This window comes from Aquimarina sp. AD10 (genome assembly GCF_003443715.1).
GTDB lineage: Bacteria > Bacteroidota > Bacteroidia > Flavobacteriales > Flavobacteriaceae > Aquimarina > Aquimarina aggregata.
The window spans coordinates 4,327,554-4,345,283 of record NZ_CP031965.1 but is presented as its reverse complement, the minus strand read 5'-3'; the positions used below and the strand labels follow the sequence as shown (position 1 = coordinate 4,345,283).

Below are 17,730 nucleotides of genomic sequence, written 5' to 3'. Positions count from 1 at the left end.
TGGAAAAAATAAGTATTAATACGAAGCAATAGAAAAACTACTTCTCAAGAGGTAAAGTTAAACAAAGAAATTCTTTTTTAACAATAAAATTATTTTCTACAGTAGTACAAGACTTATTTCATTCAGAAAAATGATACTACAATTCGACAATCACAAAAGTTGCTTATAAATACACTAAAAATGATAGAAACACAGATAAAAAAAATAGAATCTATTCTTTTTGAAAAAGCTGAAAAAATGGAAATCCCAACAATTCATAATGATCTTGGGGCTTTGATTTTTGAAGCAACATTATATCGATATACGAATGAAGATATCTACAAACAAAAAGCATTAAAGCTTCTTAAAACATTAACTCAAGTATTTGGCGAACGAAATCTAGGTTCTGGATTCTTTGAAGGATTTGAAGGAATATTTTATGTGATTCAATATCTAATGAAATGTAACATTATAGAAGATGAAAAAATTCTAGAAGGGCTTGAAGAATATCTGCTACAATCTTTATCCATTGATTTTAAAACCAATCACTTTGATCCAATGCACGGTAGTATTGGTAAACTATTATACTTTATAAATTCTAAAAACCAGGATAAAGAAAAAGTAAATGGATTAATTGATCAATTTTTAAATTCACTATATGAGCATCGTCAAGAAACAGATCAAGGTATCTTTTGGTACGATCAAAACGAGGATAACAAAGAACTTGTTAATTTGGGTATGGCGCATGGTCTCCCAGGCATACTAGCATTTCTTGTAAGATTAAAAGAATTAGGATACAAACACGAACATATAGATACTTTAATTGAAGGGATTATAAAGAGCTTTATTTGCTTCAAAAATGAGACGAAACTTCTAAGTCAATTTCCAGACTATTTTTCTGAAGATGTACACCTAAGAAATATGAACAGTCGTTTAGGCTGGTGTTACGGAGATCTAGGTATTGCAAATACATTATTATATGCCAGCAAAATTCTAAAAAGAGATGACTTAAAAAAAGAAATTCAAACACTCTTAAATAGTATTGTGCTTAGAAGAATGAGCAATTCTAAACTAGATCATTATGAAGACTATTCTTTTTTTGATACTGGATTTTGCCATGGTCTTAGTGGAATAACTTACATCTTTCAAAAAATCAATAATCAATTAAAAAATACTACTCTAGACAAACGAATTGATTTTTGGAAAAAACAACTGCTAGAAAATCTAGAAAAACAATTAAACATACAAGGCGATATCTACTTGCCTTGGTATAGACAAAATGAAGATTCTTCGTATACAATGGATCAAGTCTCTGTTCTTAATGGGTTATGCGGAACAGGATTAGTATTACTATCGTTACACTACAACCAATATGATTGGAGCGACTTCTTTATGTTATTCTAAAACCTTAATTGTTTAAAAAACTAAAAATCGACAGATGGAAAATAATAATCTTTTACAATCAATACTAAGCTATTCAAAGCAACAAAACATTTCTTTGGATAAAGAAGCCTTTGGTTTTAGGTTATTAACGCATCCTAAGTACCCGAACATAACATCTGTAATAGATACTTTAGCATATTTTGAAATTAATTGTGACGCTTACAGTGTTGATTTTAAAGATATTGATATAACTCCAGATCATTATCTTACGTTCTTAAAAGGTCGATATGCAAAACAAGATCTACACCAAATACAGAAAAAAAACAATACTTATTACCTAGATTCAAAAAAGACTTCTTTGGCTCACCTAAAACAACGTTGGAAAGGTATTGTGCTTTTATTAGATCATAAAACCACAGAAAACCAACCTAGAAAGTCAAAAAACAAATATGCTCTTTCTGCTTTAGTCTTATTATCTATTCTTTTTTTTACCTCACTTGTTAGCAAATACAATACGATCATAGAAAACTTATTCTATATATTTCCAATAGTTGGATTAACACTTTCTATTTTTTCTCTGAAAGATCTATTTAAAATTGACTCAAGGATTTTTAATAAATTTTGCTCAATTTCTTCAAGCGCTAACTGCAATGCCGTTTTGAATTCCAAAAAATGGAAAGTTTTTGAGAAAATCAGTTTTTCTGATTTAAGTTTAGTTTTCTTTTTATCCCAACTCATTTCTTATTTCGTTTTTTCAATCTCTAATAATACCTCAACATATTTTATCTATCAAAAAATACTCCTTCTAGGGAGTCTTCCGATAATTGTTACTTCTATCTATTTTCAAAAATTTATTGTAAAAAAATGGTGTCCTATATGCCTGGCTATACTAACAACGCTTGTTCTTGAAATGGTTTTTGTTCTAAATACCATAACTCCTCAATTTAATTTTGATACAATACAGTTGTTTATAGGCATACAAATCGTATTGATTTTTGGTTGGACTTACCTTAAAAAAATATTAAATAAGCTTAATTACCTAAGAACGCATGAGGTTAAATCTACTCGCTTTTTACGTAATTATTCAATATTCAAAAATGCTATTCTGAACAAAAGCCCCATTACTACTATTGCACCAAAAAATACGCTTGCAGATGTAACAATTACACTAGTAACTGACCCTTTCTGCGATCACTGTAAAAATGCTCATTTTTTTCTAGAAGAATTAATTAAGAAGTACCCTGAAAAACTGCATCTAGACATACTTCTTAATGTTGATATCGAAGATGAATACGAGGAGTACAAATTACTTTGTCAACGTTTAATTACTATACAATTAAGTGAAGGAAGACAACATTTTTCCAGTGCTTTAAATGATTGGTTTAAAAACGAAGATGTCTTTAACTGGCTGGATAAATATGGTTCAGAAATAAACGAATCTAGAGCGAATACAACATTTATACATCAAAAAAAATGGTGTGCAAAAAATCAAATAGATTTTGCCCCAGTAGTACTGATTAATGGATATCAATACCCACTAATCTATGACATAGAAAATCTGGATTATTTTATTCAAGATTTGATTAACGACAGTGATTTTTTACATGAGAAACAGGAATATAATGTTGATTTAACACTGGTTTAAACGATATACAAACAGAACATAAAATACAAGAATTTGAAAACTTTTCCTTTCTATAAACAACCCGGAGCCAAAGATTGTGGTCCAACATGTTTGCGAATTATAAGCAAACATCATGGCAAAGTGATTCCTCTGGAAACCATACGCAACTTAAGTCAAACAACAAGGACAGGAAGTTCTTTTTTAGGACTTGCCGAAGCTTCAGAAAACATGGGTTTCAAATCAATTGGTATAAAAACCGATTATGAAACTTTTAAAGAAGATGTGCCACTACCATGCATAGTACACTGGAAAAAATACCATTTTGTAGTAGTCTATAAAATTAAAAATGACAGAGTATATATCTCAGATCCATCTTATGGGTTGATCGATTATAGCAAAAAGGAGTTTGTAGAAGCATGGATTGGAAACAATGCTAATGAAAAAACCCAAGAGGGGCTTATTTTATCTCTGGATACAACACCTAAATTTTATGATACCAATTGGGATAAAGTAAACAATGGTAAATCTGGATTCTCATTCTTATTTAGATATTTATTTAAATATAAAAGTTTAATGATGCAACTTCTAGTTGGATTGTTAGCTGGAAGTTTACTACAATTAATATTTCCTTTTTTAACACAGAGTATTGTTGATATTGGGATTCAAAATCAAGACATCAACTTTATACATCTAATCCTAGGAGCACAAATTATGTTGTTCATTGGTCAAATTAGTATTGATGCCATAAGGGGTTGGATATTACTGCATCTAAGTACCAGGATCAATATTTCACTAGTTTCCGATTTCTTTATCAAGCTAATGAACCTTCCAATATCTTATTTTGACACTAGAATGACCGGTGATTTAATGCAACGTATTAATGACCATCAAAGAATTGAAAAACTACTAACCAATTCTTCTTTAAATACCCTGTTTTCCTTTTTTAACATCGTAGTTTTTAGTGCAGTTTTGGCCTATTACAATCTTAAGATATTTGGAATTTTTGCAATAGGAAGTACGCTTTTGGTTATCTGGATTTTGTTTTTCCTTAAAAAAAGAAAGGAATTAGATTATAAGCGTTTTAAACAAATGAGTGATGAGCAAAGCAAAACCATCGAACTTATCGAAGGGATGCAAGAAATTAAGTTACATAATGCAGAGAAACAAAAGCGCTGGGGATGGGAGTTTATACAAATTAGGTTATTTAAAGTTGCAACTCAAGGGTTAACATTAGAACAAACACAGACTATAGGTTCTACATCTATTAATCAATTCAAAAATATACTCATCACCTTTACGTCTGCCTCTTTGGTTTTAAGTGGTCAAATCTCCTTGGGGATGATGTTATCTATTCAATACATAATAGGTCAATTAAATAATCCTATATCACAATTATTACAATTCATTCAAGAAACACAAGATGCAAAAATAAGTCTTGAAAGGTTAAAAGAAGTTCATGATCAGGACAATGAAGAAAACATAGAAGATGCTAAAGTTTATGAAATTCCAACTGAAGGTGATATAAAAATAGAAAACTTAACTTTTAGGTACATCGGTGCAGAAGAACCAATTATCAAAGACATGAATCTTGTTATTCCGCGTAATAAAAAGACGGCAATTGTTGGAGCATCTGGAAGTGGTAAAACAACTTTAATGAAAGCTTTAATGCGTTTTTACAAACCAAACAAAGGGCTTATCAAAATAGGGGATCAAAATTTTGAAAATATCTCACAAAAAACTTGGAGAGGTCATTGTGGCGTCGTTATGCAAGATGGTTATATTTTTAATGATACCATTGCAAACAATATTGCCCTAGGAGAAGATTACATCGATAAAGACAAGCTTTTACATGCAGTAAAAGTTGCGAATATCAAGGATTTTATAGAAAGACTACCTCTTAGTTACAATACCGAAATTGGAAATGAAGGAGTTGGAATCAGCGGAGGAGAAAAACAACGGTTATTAATTGCTAGAGCTGTGTATAAAAATCCAGATTTTATATTTTTTGATGAGGCTACAAGTGCATTAGATGCTAACAATGAAAAAACGATCATGGAAAATCTAAATACATTTTTTAAAGGTCGAACTGCAGTAGTCATTGCACATCGATTAAGTACAGTAAAAAATGCAGATCAAATTTTAGTAATGGATAACGGAAAAATAGTTGAAAAAGGAACACATAAAGAACTTTTAGACTATAAAGGAGCCTATTATGAATTGGTAAAAAACCAATTAGAATTAGAAAAATTAAATGGCAAGAAACCATTGCCTGCAGAGTTTCTTAATGGTAATTCTGTAGCTACAATTATAAGTTAAAATAATATTTATCGTTATGAATGATATAGAAAAAAATAAACTTAAAGAATTAGAATTACGCTCAGAAGAGGTTCAAGAAATATTAAGTAATCCCCCAAGTTGGATGACTCGTTGGGGGATCACAGTGGTTTTCTTCATTCTAATGTTAATCGTTGGAGCTAGTTGCATTGTAGAATATCCAGATATGGTTACTTCAAACATCACTATTACAACCGAAGTCCCAGTAGAAAAAATTGAAGCAAAAAATAGTGGAAGAATTCTTAAGCTTTTGGTTAAAGATCAAGAATATGTAAAACATGGACAAATACTTGCTGTTATCGAAAATACTGCAAATTTCGAAGATTTCTTACAACTAAAAAGTATCGTAGACACGCTGCGTTTAGACTATCAGAATTTTGAGTTTCCTATAGATAAAACAGCACATTTATCTCTTGGAGAATTGGAACAAGATTATGCCTTATTTGAAAAATCATTTACTGATTTTATTTTGAATAAAAATTTAAAACCTTTTTCTATGGAAGCTATTTCTGGTCAACAAACGCTATCTGAATTAAATGGTAGAATACAAGTATTACAGACTCAAAGAGAACTAGAAAAAAAAGAATTAGAGTTTAGAAAACAAGATCTAGAACGTACCAAAGGGTTATATACCAAAGGTGTAATTTCTAAAGTAGAGTTTGAAAACAAAGAATTAGAATACTTACAGGCAAGACGTAATTATGAAAATACAAAGATTAATATGTCTCAAATCCAAGAATCCAAAAACAATACTCGCAGAGGAATTCAAGGATCTAATATTAGCAAAATTCAAAACGAAACAAAATTCCTTAAAGATGTTATCTCATCTTACAAACAATTAAAAAGAGCCCTTAAACAATGGGAACAAAATTATTTACTTATCGCATCTATCGATGGAAAAGTAAGTTTCCAAAAGTTTTGGGGGAAAAATCAATTTGTAAAAGCCGGAGACAATGTATTAACTATTTTGCCTTCAAAATCACTTTTAGTCGGAAAGATAACAACTCCGGCAATTAATACAGGAAAAATAAAACCTAACCAAAATGTTCTAATCAAACTAGATAATTATCCTTATCAGGAATTTGGAATGGTAAGAGGCGAGGTAATTAGTATGTCCTTATCCCCAGATAACGAAGGCAACTATTATATCGAAGTAAACTTACCAGAAAACTTGCAAACAACTTATGGAAAAACATTATCCTTTAATCGAGAAATGAGAGGTACTGCAGGGATTGTGACAGAAGACTTAAAAGTAATTGAAAGAGTATTCTATCAATTTAGAAATATCTTCAAGTATAATTCATAACCTTTATTAATCATGAAAAACGACAAGAAAATACTTCATGAAATTGTGAAGCATTTTGATGAAATGAATAAAATTGAAGCTTATGACATCATACATAAATTAGAAACACTTTTGTTCTATGCCGACAATCCATTAAATCTAGACAATCTTATTCATATTATTAATTCTGATATTGATAGTGATCATGAAATAGATCCTTTTCATTTTACCATATTACCTAATGGAAATTTTTGCGAATTTATTGGCCATAACAACTGGATTCATATTTATAAGGAAAACAAAAAAATAATGCCCGAGTGGCTATTATTTGATACCTATTATTACAAAACAAAATATGCCCCACTAGAGTTGCGAAAGCTTACTCGAAAAAATCTTCTAACGGATATAAAAGACAAGCCAGAAGAAAGAAAAGTAAGAACTTTTTTAAAAAAGAAAAGACTCTCTAAAAAAGATATCATTACCAATAAGTTGCTAATTTTAGACGATCAATTATAAAAGGTGTTGCAAAAGCGTTGTACCTTTATGCCAATGTACAATCGAATGCAACAATCTATAACAGTTAAAGAAGCTACTAGCAAAATGGAGCGGTATTGTGCATATCAGGAACGTTGCCATAAAGATATTATGAATAAACTGGCTACAATGCACTTAATTCCTGAAGCCAAAGAAAAAATCATTTTACACCTTCTAGAACATAATTTCTTGAATGAAGAACGATTTGCACAAAGTTTTGCCCGAGGAAAATTTCGAATCAAGAAATGGGGTAAACAACGTATAATTAAAGAACTTAAATTTCGTGAAATTTCTGAATACAATATAAAAACAGCTCTTAAAGAAATCTCAGACAAAGACTACCTAACTACCTTTCATGAACTCGCAGAAAAGAAGTTTGATACAATTCGTGAATCAGAAAAAAACAAACAACGAAAAAAGTTAGTTGATTATCTTTTATACCGTGGTTGGGAGACTCATCTGGTCTTCGAAAAAGTTAATGAACTTATCCCTTTCTAATATACTTTTTATTAATAATATTCTTGTTTGTATAAGATCATAATACTTCCTTATTCATTTTTTTTTGAACATAGTTGAATCCATTTCTAATTCAATATTAAAATCGTATTCTCATAATTTGAGACCATTCTACTATATGTTTGAATTTGAAAATAACATCTAAAACTTCAAAAAATGAAAAAAACAGAAAAGTGTAACATTAAAGAACTAAACACTGCAGAAATGAGATCAATTGACGGTGGAAATTGGATAGAGGAATACATTCAATATCAAATTGAAAAGATAAAAGACTTGATGAGAGAAGCTGGTGTTTTTGATCAATCTAATTAGAACTAATTACAAATCTTAAAAACAACAAAACATGAAAAATGTAAAGCAATTAAATGTCACAGAACTAAATATTCAAGAAATTACCCAAACTCAAGGAGGTGGATTTGGAGATTAGATTGATGATATTGTAGATGCAGTGGAAGAGGCTATCGAATGGTACGATAACATTAAAAAAATTACTCCGATTTTATAATAATAATACATTAGAAAAAACAAAACCTTATTATTTAATTTATATAAAGTTTTGTTTTTATATATTATAGTTACTCATTGGTCATCATTAATTAAGTATCCATTCCTTTTATTGGTACGAAGTATAGCTTTTTCATTTTTATAATTCATCCACTTCTCTCCTCTTGTTTTTCGCATAACATTATCAAAGTGTCTCATGATAAAAACATTATATACTGCTTTTATAAAATTTATAGTTTTCTTAGGATAAGACCTTATACTCATCGAAAAACCAGGTGTTAAATAGGTCATTTGATGCCAGTATCCTTCTGGCATATAAAGTGTCTCACCATGTTTTAGATTTGTAATATAACCTTGAGCATTTTTTAAAGCTGGCCATTTTTTAACATCAGGGTTTTGAAAATCTATACCTTGATGAGAAATCAGAGCGTGAGGGACTTTATATAGATACTTGGTCTGCGAAGGAGGAAATAATATACATTGTTTTTCTCCGTTAAAATGAAAGTGAATAATATTAGCTAGATCAATATCATAATGCATAAATACCTTAGAATTAATTCCTCCAAAAAATAACATCGGCATTTTTTTTAAGAATTTAAATCCTATATCTGGATATTTAAAATCCTTCTGAAGTTTCGGAACCTCTTTAAGTAAATTATATAAAAAAATCCTATAATTAGTCGGTTTGGTTTTGAGCAAATTAATGTATTCGCTCATTTTCATGTATGTATGTGGTTCATTAAATTTAAACTCAGACGATAAAGGCCTGTCATCATACAAAGGCACTTTTTTTTCGCCAGCTACTTCATTAATGTAATTTAAGTTCCATTTATGATATGCAGGCCAATCTTGGGTTAAGCGTTCTATTACAACAGGTTTTTGCAAAGCAAAATATTCCTTAAGAAATTCCTCTTTGGAAATTGTTTTAACCCTTTTTATTGGCTCTAAATTTAATTCCATTTTCTGCGAACTAATTTTAAAACTTCATGATGTCAAAGACACAAATCATGCTTTTACTTATCTTCTATAATTTCTTTAGCTTTTTGTTTAGCTGTTTCGTTTCTATCTATTGTATGCCCAGGTCTTGTCCATTTCGGTTTTTCTCCAAGAGCTTCATATTTAGAATCCTCGGCTTCAACAGTTTCTGGTTGTGCTTTTTTTACGAAAGGTTTTTGAGGCTGAAGTCCAAGTAACTTAAACATCTCCATATCTGCATTTACATCTGGGTTTGGCGTTGTTAATAATTTGTCCCCAGCAAAAATAGAATTTGCTCCGGCAAAGAAACACATTGCTTGCCCTTCTCTAGTCATTTCTGTTCTTCCTGCAGATAACCTAACTTGTGTATTTGGCATTACAATTCGAGTAGTAGCTACCATTCTAATCATATCCCAAATTGCCACTGGTTTTTCTTCTTCCATCGGCGTTCCTTCAACAGCTACTAATGCGTTTATAGGCACAGATTCGGGCTGCGGGCTTAGTTTTGCTAAAGCAACTAACATACCTGCTCTATCTGCTACTTCTTCTCCCATACCAATAATACCACCACTACAAACGGTAACATTAGTTTTTCTAACATTATCGATTGTTTTTAAACGGTCTTCATAGCCTCTTGTAGAAATTACTTCTTTATAGTACTCTTCAGAAGTGTCTAAGTTGTGATTATACGCATATAAACCTGCTTCTGCTAATCGTTGTGCTTGATTTTCGGTAATCATACCTAAAGTACAACATACTTCCATGTCCAATTTGTTGATGGTCCGAACCATTTCTAATACATCCTCGAATTCCTGTCCATCTTTAACATTACGCCAGGCCGCTCCCATACAAACTCTAGAACTTCCAGAAGCTTTTGCTCGTAACGCTTGCGCTTTTACTTGGCGTACGCTCATAAGATCATTTCCTTCAATATCTGTATGATATCTGGCAGCTTGCGGGCAATATCCGCAATCTTCTGGGCATCCACCAGTTTTTATAGATAATAGTGTAGATACCTGTACTGTATTTTGATCATGATATTGGCGATGAATTGTTGCTGCTTCATACAGTAAATCCATCATGGGTTTATTATAAATATCAAGAATCTCTTGCTTTGTCCAATCGTGTCTTATAACGCTCATAAAAAAGGTATGTGAATCTTCAAAAGTAATTGTTTATAATCAAAAAACACAACTAAGAAATATCAAATTCTTAGTTTTTAATAACAAAAAAACATAAAACTTGTTAATTTCTAAAAGGTGCTTCCAATAAAATGCTCACCGCATTTCCTCCAAAACCTACAGCATTGATCATAATTCTGTTTAATTGTTTTGGTATATTATTATTTTCTATATAAGGTACTGGAATAAACTCTTGATACTTTAACATCAATGTTGCTAATTCCAAACTTAAAATACCACTAGCCCCGAAAGTATGCCCTATTTTCCATTTATTCGTGGTTAGTGCAGGTAACACATCTCCAAAAACGGCTTTTATAGCATTATATTCTGCAAGGTCCCCTTTTACAGTTCCAGGAGCATGCAATACAATAGCATCAACCTCATCTATAGCTATATCTCCCAAAGCCATTTTCATAGACTTCTGAAAACAATCTGCTGCTGTTGATATTGATATATTGTGCTTTAAAGGTTCTGTTGCATATCCAATTCCTTTTATATATGCCAAAGCATTTTCTTTATTCCCTTTTTCTAAGCAAGCTACAGCAGCACCTTCACCTAAAAACATAGAATTTCTCTTTTTATCTAAGTTCATTGCTTGACAAGGGTAATTCGATTTGTCGGTAGCAGCATAAATCTTAAGAGCTTTCATTTGTGCTATAGTAAAAGGTGTTAATGGTGCTTCACTACCTCCTACCAAAAATTTATCTGCTAGTCCAGATTGTATCCAGGCAACACCATTTAAAACGGCATGTAAAGCCGTTGAGCAAGTGATTGAATGACTAATTTCTGGCCCCTGACTTTGTAAATCATGAGCAATCCACGAAGAGATGTTACCTAATGTTGTCGTTGGAGAACTTAAAGTCGATGATTTACCCGTAACTAGAAATTCCTGATGATATTTCTCAAAAAGTGAGGTTGCACCCCGAGAAGAACCTATATTAATACCAAAATCAAGATCCTGTTTCCAAGCAGCCTCAAGTACCGCATTTCTAGCTGCATATATTCCAAAAAGTACAGAGTCGTCTAAATCTTTATAGTGATCAGATTCGGTTCTTAGTTCTTGTATAACTTGTTTTGCGCGCTCAGAAAGTTCGGCAACAACAGTTTGTTCTTCATTAAAATCTTTATAAGAAATACAATGCGAAGCTTCCTTATATTTTCTCCATATCTCTTCTGTCGAAATTCCTAAAGATGATATCGAAGAAATCGCTGTAATGGATATTGTGTGTTGCAATTTGTAAATTTTGGCAAATGTAGGGGTTTGATCTGTTTTGTTCAATAGTAATTCTGTTTTTTACATAATTATAACCCTATAATTTCGTAACAAAAACTAGTTTTTAGCTACATATTAATAAACAAAACTATAACAATACAATATGGAAGATCATGGACAACAAAAAAGTTGGTTTGCCAGAAACTGGGGATGGGTAGTTCCTTTAGGAGGATGCTTAACTATTATCGTCTTATTTTTTGTTTTTTTAGGATCTATGATTTTTGGGGTCAGTAAGTTAATGACCGGTTCTGACCCTTATAAAGAAGGCCTAGCCAAAGTACAACAAGACGAATATGTGATTGAGATATTAGGCGAACCTATCGAGACAAATGGCATGATGCAAGGGGAAATTTCAATTAAAAATAGTGTAGGAATAGCGAATATTTCTGTTCCTATTAAAGGCCCAAAAGGAGAAGCTAAACTTTATGTAGTTGGAAATAAACGAAATGATCAATGGACATATTCAGATATGTATGTGATTATTTCTGAAACAGATGAACAAATAGATCTATTAGGATATGAGCAAAACGAAGACGAACACCAGAATTAACACTTCCTCTTTAGTAACCTTTGGGCTTCCGTTAACATTAATAGCTGTGATGGTTTTGATTACGCGATCAAAAGTATTCGAAGCACATCCTGATGCCTTATCTGTTGGGGTAACTATTGATTTGTTATTTACTATACCTTTTGTTTATTTTTTATTGATTAAGAAGAAAAACATTCCCAAAACTACCGTAGTTTCATTTTTTGTGCTAGGGGTACTGATTTCTTCTTTTATTATACCTCAAGAACAACAATTTACTCTAAACTGGGCTAAAACTTGGATATTTCCAATCGTTGAGCTAAGTGTTGCGAGTTATGTTTTTTATAAGGTTCGAAAAACAATTCTAAGATATAAGGCTAATGCACAACTAAAACCAGATTTTTTTACTGCGTTAAAAGAGACGTGTATTGAAATACTACCTCGTAAAGCAGCAACTTTAGTTGCTATGGAACTAGCTGTTTTTTACTACGGTTTCATAGCTTGGAAAAAAAGAACTATTGAGAAAAATGAATTTACTTATCATAAAAACAGTGGCACTATTGCACTACTACTAGCTTTGATATTGATTATAGGAGTTGAGACCTATACAATTCATATACTTCTCTTAAAATGGAACGTTATTGCTGCTTGGATTGCTTCGGGACTAAGTATTTATTCGGGTATTCAAATCTTTGGGTTCTTAAAATCTATTGCAAAAAGGCCTATAGTAATTGAAGATAATATACTGCATCTACGCTATGGTATTTTAAGTGAAACGAGTATAGAAATTAATTCAATAGAAACCATAGAGATTACATCAAAAGATATCGAATTTGATACTAAAACTCGAAAATTATCTCCTCTAGGTGAACTGGAAGGTCATAATATGGTCATTACCTTAAAAAATGAACAAACACTTACAGGTCTTTATGGAATTGAAAAAACCTATAAAAGAATCGCATTTTTTATCGATACTAAAGAAGAATTTAAAACTACTTTAGAAGATAAAATCAACGCGACATCATCAAATTTGATTCAATAATTCTAAAATAGCATTATAAACCTTATCTAACTCTTCTTTTGTAATCACATAAGGAGCAAGAATGTAAATGGTATTTCCTAATGGCCGTAGAAAAACACCTTGTTGCATAAAGTGGTTAAACATCTCATATCGTTTTTTGCCATAGCGATTCATATCAATATTTAACTCCAAAGCATATATAACACCTTTTTGACGAGTAATTTTTACTTTAGGATGGTTTTTTATGGTATTATCAAACGTTGTATGTGAACTTATTATTCGTTGAATGTTATGTTGCATTTCTTCACTTTGCAATAATTCTATCCCAGCCAAAGCTACAGTACACGCAATTGGATTTGCAGAATAGGTATGTGCATGAAAAAACGCTTTTCCTACAGAATCGTCTAAAAATGCATCATATACCTGTTGTGTACAACTAGTAACTGCCATAGGTACAAATCCAGCAGTAAGAGATTTAGACATTGAGATAATATCTGGTTTAAATTCAAGATAGTCGGATGCAAAGGTTTTACCTGTTTTTCCAAAACCTGTCATTACCTCATCAGCAATCGTAATAATTTTGTTCGCTCTACAAAGTTCTAGGAGTTGATCTAAATGGTGAGCTTCGAACATATGCATAGCATTTGCGCCTTGTACTAGGGGTTCATAAATAAAAGCAGCAACCTTGTTTTCTTGAATGATGAATTTTAATTGCTCTAAAACATCATTTATATTTTCTGAATTTGGCGTGGGTATACGTTTTACATCTATAAAAAAGTCTTCAAAAGGACCATTATAAACAGATAAACCTGAAGCAGACATAGCTCCAAAAGTATCGCCGTGAAAACCATCTTCAAACGCAATAATAGTATTTCGTTTTTCTCCTTTATTAAAATGATATTGCAATGCCATTTTAATACCTACTTCGTTAGCCGTAGAACCATTATCCGAGAAAAATACTTTTTCTTGATTATCCGGTAAGATTTTAATTAGTTCTTCCGATAATTTTATAGCTGGTTCATGTGTAAACCCAGCAAAAACAATCTGATCCAATTGCTGCATTTGATGCTGTACTTTCTCTAAAATATAGTCATTACAATGCCCGTACATAGCGGTATACCAAGAGGCAATCCCATCGATATACATTTTTCCACTTTCGTCGTATAACAATGCTCCTTTTGCTTTTATAATCGGCAATGCATCTGGATGAATTTTATGCTGCGTTAGTGGATGCCATAAATGTTTTTTATCTCTTTCTTTTAAGGTCATATTGCTATACTACTTATATTATTTGTCAATACATTTTCTAAAAAGATGTACTAAACACATCTCTTTTCATCATCTATAATTTCAGTACACAGATGAGTTATAAAATCAATTTCAGAATACAGATGATGTGCTTTATTTTTATAGATTTTATTATCTATTTCATTTTTCTTGAACCATTCTACATTGGGCTTATACACATCATCTCCTCCAAAATAAAGTTTAATCTTAGCCTTAGGGATTTCATCTTCATATCTCAATCTTGTCGAAGAAACACTATAAAAATGATCAATATCTAAACCTTGTAATCCTGCTTTCCATGCAATGGTACCCCCAATACTAAATGCCAGAATATTGATTTTCTTTTTTTCTAATTTTAAAAGTTTTTGAACTGCATTATCGATTCCTTTATCAATAAATTGTTGATGTCTCTTGGTTTCTAATGTACTAGAAGTATTAATCTCTCCTAAACGACAAGAATCGTAAACTTTAATCTCAAAATCGCTCTCTAAACGTTGTAGGTAGTCTTGTATCCATACGGCATTTTCAATACCCCACAAATCAGAAAGGAGTAACAATTTCGGTTTCATTGTTTTCACAACTTAGATTTCAAAAATTCAATTAAAGTAATTCTAATTTTTCCTTAAATAATGTTGCGTATTCTCTTACTACATTTTGATCAAAATATGGCTCATCATCAATCCTACCAATTACTGACACATCTGTCATGTTACGAATAACATCCTCGGTTGTTTTATGCTCATCTCCATTAAAGATAACCGACACATTAAATCCTTGTTCTTTTAAGATCCAAATAGTCATTAACGTATGATTAATACTCCCCAAATAATGCCTTGAAACCACAATAACCTTATATTCTGATGCAATTAGATCTAAAATAGTGTCTTCTTGATTAATAGGTACTAAAAGTCCTCCCGCTCCTTCAATTACCAAATGATTATCTGTTTGAGGTAAAACTATCTCATCTAATTTAATTTCGACTCCATCAATTTCTGCTGCAGCATGTGGACTCATAGGGGTATTTAGTGCATAACTATTTGGAAAAAAATGCGATTTTGAATTAGATACCAACTCTTTTACCTTATGTGCATCAGCATAGTCTAAATCTCCGGCTTGTATTGGTTTAAAATAATCTGCACTTAATGCCTCTGTGACAATCGCCGAAACTATAGTTTTGCCAACATCGGTACCAATTCCAGTTACAAATATTTTTTTAGGGTTTTCGTTTTCTATTTTCAACATATTCGTATGGGTTTACGTCTTTGCAAAAATAGCTAACAACTCTATAACTTTGGTTATTTCTTTTTTAGAATTAAAGCTATGCAAACAAAAACGTAATCGCTCCTTACCTTTTGCCACTGTAGGAGATTTAATAGGCTTTACATCAAATCCTTTTTCTTGAATTTGCCTAGCGACTTTTTCTACATTCTCATTTCCTGAAATTATACAACAATGTATAGCAGAATTACTTTTGATAAATATTGAATCTAGCTCTGTTTCTTTGATTTTTTTATTGAAGAAAGAAATGTTTTCGACTAATTTTTGTGCCTCTACAGAATCTTGTAATTCTTTATAAGCAGTTTGTATGGTCGCTAATGAATGTGGTGGTAACCCTGTTGTGTATATAAAGCTTCTAGAGAAATTGATTAAATAACTCTTTAAATCTTTACTTCCTAAAATAACTGCTCCATGGCAACCCATTGCTTTTCCGAATGTATTGATCCTTGCAAAAACTTGATGTTCTAACCCAAGTTCTTGTACTAATCCTATTCCATTTTTTCCAAAAACTCCCAAGGCATGGGCCTCATCAACAACTAATTGATAATTTTTATTTTTACAAAAAGATACAAGCTTTTTTAAATCTGGAGAATCGCCATCCATAGAAAAAACAGATTCTGTAACAACATATACTTCATTATCGTTTTCTAACTTGGCAGAAAGTGTCGTTATCTTTTCTTGTAAATCATCTATATCATTGTGCTTAAACTTATAAGACTTAGCAATACCCATCTGCAGTCCATCTCGAATTGAAGCATGAATCAATTCATCATAAAAAATAATATCTCCTCGTTGTGGTACCGAAGAAAAAAATCCAATATTGGCATCATATCCTGAATTAAAAATCAAAGCTGCATCTGCATGATGAACCTTTGCCAACATTTGCTCGGTTTCTATGTAAAAATTATGATTTCCAGAAAGTAACCTAGAACCTGTAGCTCCGTTTCTAAAGGTTTTTTTTTCTTCTAACAACTTATGAGTTTCATTGAAAATATCTTTTGACGATGCAAAACCTAAATAATCATTCGATGAAAAATCTACCCAACCTTTTGAACCAGGAAGTGTGCGCAACGCATTATTTTGCGCTCTATCAAATAGTTTCTTTTGAAGTTTTTTTGGCAACCCTTCCATAGGGCTAAAATACAATAAATTAGTAGTACAAAATACATATATACTATTATCTAAAATATTTATAAAATATTCTTTAACGATAAAAAAATATTGATAAACAATAATTTTTTGTATATTTATTATCGATAAACAATAATTATTATCAATATGAAGAATAATACAACACTTCTTAGAGTCATCACATATGTTGTCCTTATTTCTACAACATCTATATTAATAAATGATATCCAAGAATTTAATTTTGAGCAATTCAAAAGTTTTGCAAGCTGGTCAAAATCTGTAAACAAAAATGAAAATTGGTTTACATCAAAAAATGCAATCATGTGGAGTTACTACATCATAATAACAGCTCTTTTCTTTTGGAGAGGGTATCTAATTTATGGTTTTACTCATTTTGTTTCTATTTTAAAAGAAATAGAAAAGGAAAACTACTTTAGTCAAAAAAACATTAATTACTTCAAAAAAATTGGAAATGTTTTTATTACATACACTATTAATGTTCTTGTTTTACAATTTTTACTTTCTGTAATACAAGGGGCATCTTTTAACTTTTTTAAAGAACTTAAAAACGAATTTACCTTTTTAATCCCTTGCGGACTCGCTTTTTATTTACTTGCAGAAATATTCAAAAGAGCCAAAACACTAAAAGAGGAAAATGACTTAACCATATAATTATGCCCATAACCGTAAATCTTGACGTAATGCTTATTAAGCGAAAAATGAAAAGTAAAGAATTGGCACAAAAAATTGGTATAACTACTGCCAATCTTTCTATCCTTAAATCAGGTAAAGCCAAAGCCATACGATTTTCTACGCTCGAAGCCATTTGCGAAGCTCTAGAATGCCAACCTTCTGATATTTTAGAATATAAACCTTAGACCATAATTTTAATAATTATA

At 31.2% G+C, this 17,730-nt stretch carries 17 protein-coding genes; 10 read left to right on the top strand and 7 right to left on the bottom strand.

Translation table 11 applies throughout. The features are described 5' to 3' along the window. The first annotated feature begins 180 nt into the window (after positions 1-180). From D1816_RS17920 to D1816_RS17895, 6 genes are read left to right on the top strand one after another with little or no spacing between them, the layout of a single operon-like run. Positions 181-1,383 carry a lanthionine synthetase LanC family protein gene (locus D1816_RS17920; protein WP_066315769.1) on the top strand — a complete coding sequence of 401 codons (1,203 nt, stop codon included), beginning with the start codon at positions 181-183 and terminating at the stop codon, positions 1,381-1,383. Between the two features lie 34 nt (positions 1,384-1,417). Next, positions 1,418-3,007 (top strand): vitamin K epoxide reductase family protein, encoded by a 1,590-nt coding sequence (locus D1816_RS17915; protein WP_118504624.1) that lies wholly within the window; start codon positions 1,418-1,420, stop codon positions 3,005-3,007. A 33-nt stretch (positions 3,008-3,040) separates the two neighbouring features. Then, positions 3,041-5,302, top strand: coding sequence for a peptidase domain-containing ABC transporter (locus tag D1816_RS17910; RefSeq protein WP_082832491.1), 2,262 nt, complete (start codon positions 3,041-3,043; stop codon positions 5,300-5,302). 16 nt (positions 5,303-5,318) lie between these two features. Then, positions 5,319-6,626 carry an HlyD family secretion protein gene (locus D1816_RS17905; RefSeq protein ID WP_066315763.1) on the top strand — a complete coding sequence of 436 codons (1,308 nt, stop codon included), beginning with the start codon at positions 5,319-5,321 and terminating at the stop codon, positions 6,624-6,626. Between the two features lie 12 nt (positions 6,627-6,638). After that, complete coding sequence (locus D1816_RS17900) at positions 6,639-7,121, top strand: hypothetical protein (RefSeq protein WP_118504622.1); 483 nt, start codon at positions 6,639-6,641, stop codon at positions 7,119-7,121. 45 nt (positions 7,122-7,166) lie between these two features. Next, entirely contained in the window at positions 7,167-7,637 is a 471-nt protein-coding gene (locus D1816_RS17895) for a regulatory protein RecX (protein ID WP_233565344.1), read from the top strand. A gap of 597 nt (positions 7,638-8,234) precedes the next feature. Here the strand turns inward: D1816_RS17895 and D1816_RS17890 are convergent. From D1816_RS17890 to D1816_RS17880, 3 genes are all read right to left on the bottom strand, one after another. Then, positions 8,235-9,119, bottom strand: a complete 885-nt coding sequence (locus D1816_RS17890; protein ID WP_118504620.1) for a cupin-like domain-containing protein — start codon at positions 9,117-9,119, stop codon at positions 8,235-8,237. A 53-nt stretch (positions 9,120-9,172) separates the two neighbouring features. After that, the gene (bioB, locus tag D1816_RS17885; RefSeq protein WP_118504618.1) at positions 9,173-10,276 is read right to left on the bottom strand and encodes a biotin synthase BioB; all 1,104 of its coding nucleotides are present in this window, start codon (positions 10,274-10,276) and stop codon (positions 9,173-9,175) included. 103 nt (positions 10,277-10,379) lie between these two features. Next, the gene (locus D1816_RS17880; protein ID WP_118506284.1) at positions 10,380-11,549 is read right to left on the bottom strand and encodes a beta-ketoacyl synthase N-terminal-like domain-containing protein; all 1,170 of its coding nucleotides are present in this window, start codon (positions 11,547-11,549) and stop codon (positions 10,380-10,382) included. A 142-nt stretch (positions 11,550-11,691) separates the two neighbouring features. Between D1816_RS17880 and D1816_RS17875 the strand changes: the two genes are divergently transcribed. Then, positions 11,692-12,138, top strand: a complete 447-nt coding sequence (locus D1816_RS17875; protein WP_118504616.1) for a cytochrome c oxidase assembly factor Coa1 family protein — start codon at positions 11,692-11,694, stop codon at positions 12,136-12,138. Further along, the gene (locus tag D1816_RS17870; protein ID WP_118504614.1) at positions 12,107-13,156 is read left to right on the top strand and encodes a hypothetical protein; all 1,050 of its coding nucleotides are present in this window, start codon (positions 12,107-12,109) and stop codon (positions 13,154-13,156) included. The genes D1816_RS17875 and D1816_RS17870 overlap by 32 nt, the downstream gene beginning before the upstream one ends. Here D1816_RS17870 and bioA read toward each other — a convergent pair. The 4 genes from bioA to D1816_RS17850 are packed head-to-tail and all read right to left on the bottom strand — an operon-like array spanning position 13,139 to position 16,831. Next, positions 13,139-14,404 carry an adenosylmethionine--8-amino-7-oxononanoate transaminase gene (gene bioA, locus D1816_RS17865; RefSeq protein ID WP_118504612.1) on the bottom strand — a complete coding sequence of 422 codons (1,266 nt, stop codon included), beginning with the start codon at positions 14,402-14,404 and terminating at the stop codon, positions 13,139-13,141. The two genes, D1816_RS17870 and bioA, sit on opposite strands and share 18 nt — an antisense overlap. Before the next feature lie 50 nt (positions 14,405-14,454). Next, on the bottom strand, positions 14,455-14,991 hold the full coding sequence (locus tag D1816_RS17860) for an alpha/beta hydrolase (protein ID WP_118504610.1): 537 nt from the start codon (positions 14,989-14,991) through the stop codon (positions 14,455-14,457). Positions 14,992-15,022: 31 nt separating this feature from the next. Then, positions 15,023-15,664 carry a dethiobiotin synthase gene (gene bioD, locus D1816_RS17855; RefSeq protein ID WP_118504608.1) on the bottom strand — a complete coding sequence of 214 codons (642 nt, stop codon included), beginning with the start codon at positions 15,662-15,664 and terminating at the stop codon, positions 15,023-15,025. Between the two features lie 12 nt (positions 15,665-15,676). Then, the gene (locus tag D1816_RS17850; RefSeq protein WP_118504606.1) at positions 15,677-16,831 is read right to left on the bottom strand and encodes a pyridoxal phosphate-dependent aminotransferase family protein; all 1,155 of its coding nucleotides are present in this window, start codon (positions 16,829-16,831) and stop codon (positions 15,677-15,679) included. 147 nt (positions 16,832-16,978) lie between these two features. On the opposite strand from D1816_RS17850, the gene D1816_RS17845 reads away from it, so the two are divergent. Together D1816_RS17845 and D1816_RS17840 are read left to right on the top strand one after the other, a co-directional pair. After that, entirely contained in the window at positions 16,979-17,503 is a 525-nt protein-coding gene (locus D1816_RS17845) for a DUF2975 domain-containing protein (RefSeq protein WP_066315738.1), read from the top strand. A gap of 2 nt (positions 17,504-17,505) precedes the next feature. Next, positions 17,506-17,709 (top strand): helix-turn-helix transcriptional regulator, encoded by a 204-nt coding sequence (locus D1816_RS17840; protein ID WP_066315736.1) that lies wholly within the window; start codon positions 17,506-17,508, stop codon positions 17,707-17,709. Positions 17,710-17,730: the final 21 nt, after the last annotated feature.

Coding starts and splice junctions, on each gene's coding strand:
- D1816_RS17920 (WP_066315769.1), top strand. CDS start 181: ATGATAGAAACACAGATAAAAAAAATAGAATCTATTCTTTTTGAAAAA.
- D1816_RS17915 (WP_118504624.1), top strand. CDS start 1,418: ATGGAAAATAATAATCTTTTACAATCAATACTAAGCTATTCAAAGCAA.
- D1816_RS17905 (WP_066315763.1), top strand. CDS start 5,319: ATGAATGATATAGAAAAAAATAAACTTAAAGAATTAGAATTACGCTCA.
- D1816_RS17900 (WP_118504622.1), top strand. CDS start 6,639: ATGAAAAACGACAAGAAAATACTTCATGAAATTGTGAAGCATTTTGAT.
- D1816_RS17895 (WP_233565344.1), top strand. CDS start 7,167: ATGCAACAATCTATAACAGTTAAAGAAGCTACTAGCAAAATGGAGCGG.
- D1816_RS17890 (WP_118504620.1), bottom strand. CDS start 9,119: ATGGAATTAAATTTAGAGCCAATAAAAAGGGTTAAAACAATTTCCAAA.
- bioB (WP_118504618.1), bottom strand. CDS start 10,276: ATGAGCGTTATAAGACACGATTGGACAAAGCAAGAGATTCTTGATATT.
- D1816_RS17875 (WP_118504616.1), top strand. CDS start 11,692: ATGGAAGATCATGGACAACAAAAAAGTTGGTTTGCCAGAAACTGGGGA.
- D1816_RS17870 (WP_118504614.1), top strand. CDS start 12,107: ATGAGCAAAACGAAGACGAACACCAGAATTAACACTTCCTCTTTAGTA.
- bioA (WP_118504612.1), bottom strand. CDS start 14,404: ATGACCTTAAAAGAAAGAGATAAAAAACATTTATGGCATCCACTAACG.
- D1816_RS17860 (WP_118504610.1), bottom strand. CDS start 14,991: ATGAAACCGAAATTGTTACTCCTTTCTGATTTGTGGGGTATTGAAAAT.
- bioD (WP_118504608.1), bottom strand. CDS start 15,664: ATGTTGAAAATAGAAAACGAAAACCCTAAAAAAATATTTGTAACTGGA.
- D1816_RS17850 (WP_118504606.1), bottom strand. CDS start 16,831: ATGGAAGGGTTGCCAAAAAAACTTCAAAAGAAACTATTTGATAGAGCG.
- D1816_RS17845 (WP_066315738.1), top strand. CDS start 16,979: ATGAAGAATAATACAACACTTCTTAGAGTCATCACATATGTTGTCCTT.
- D1816_RS17840 (WP_066315736.1), top strand. CDS start 17,506: ATGCCCATAACCGTAAATCTTGACGTAATGCTTATTAAGCGAAAAATG.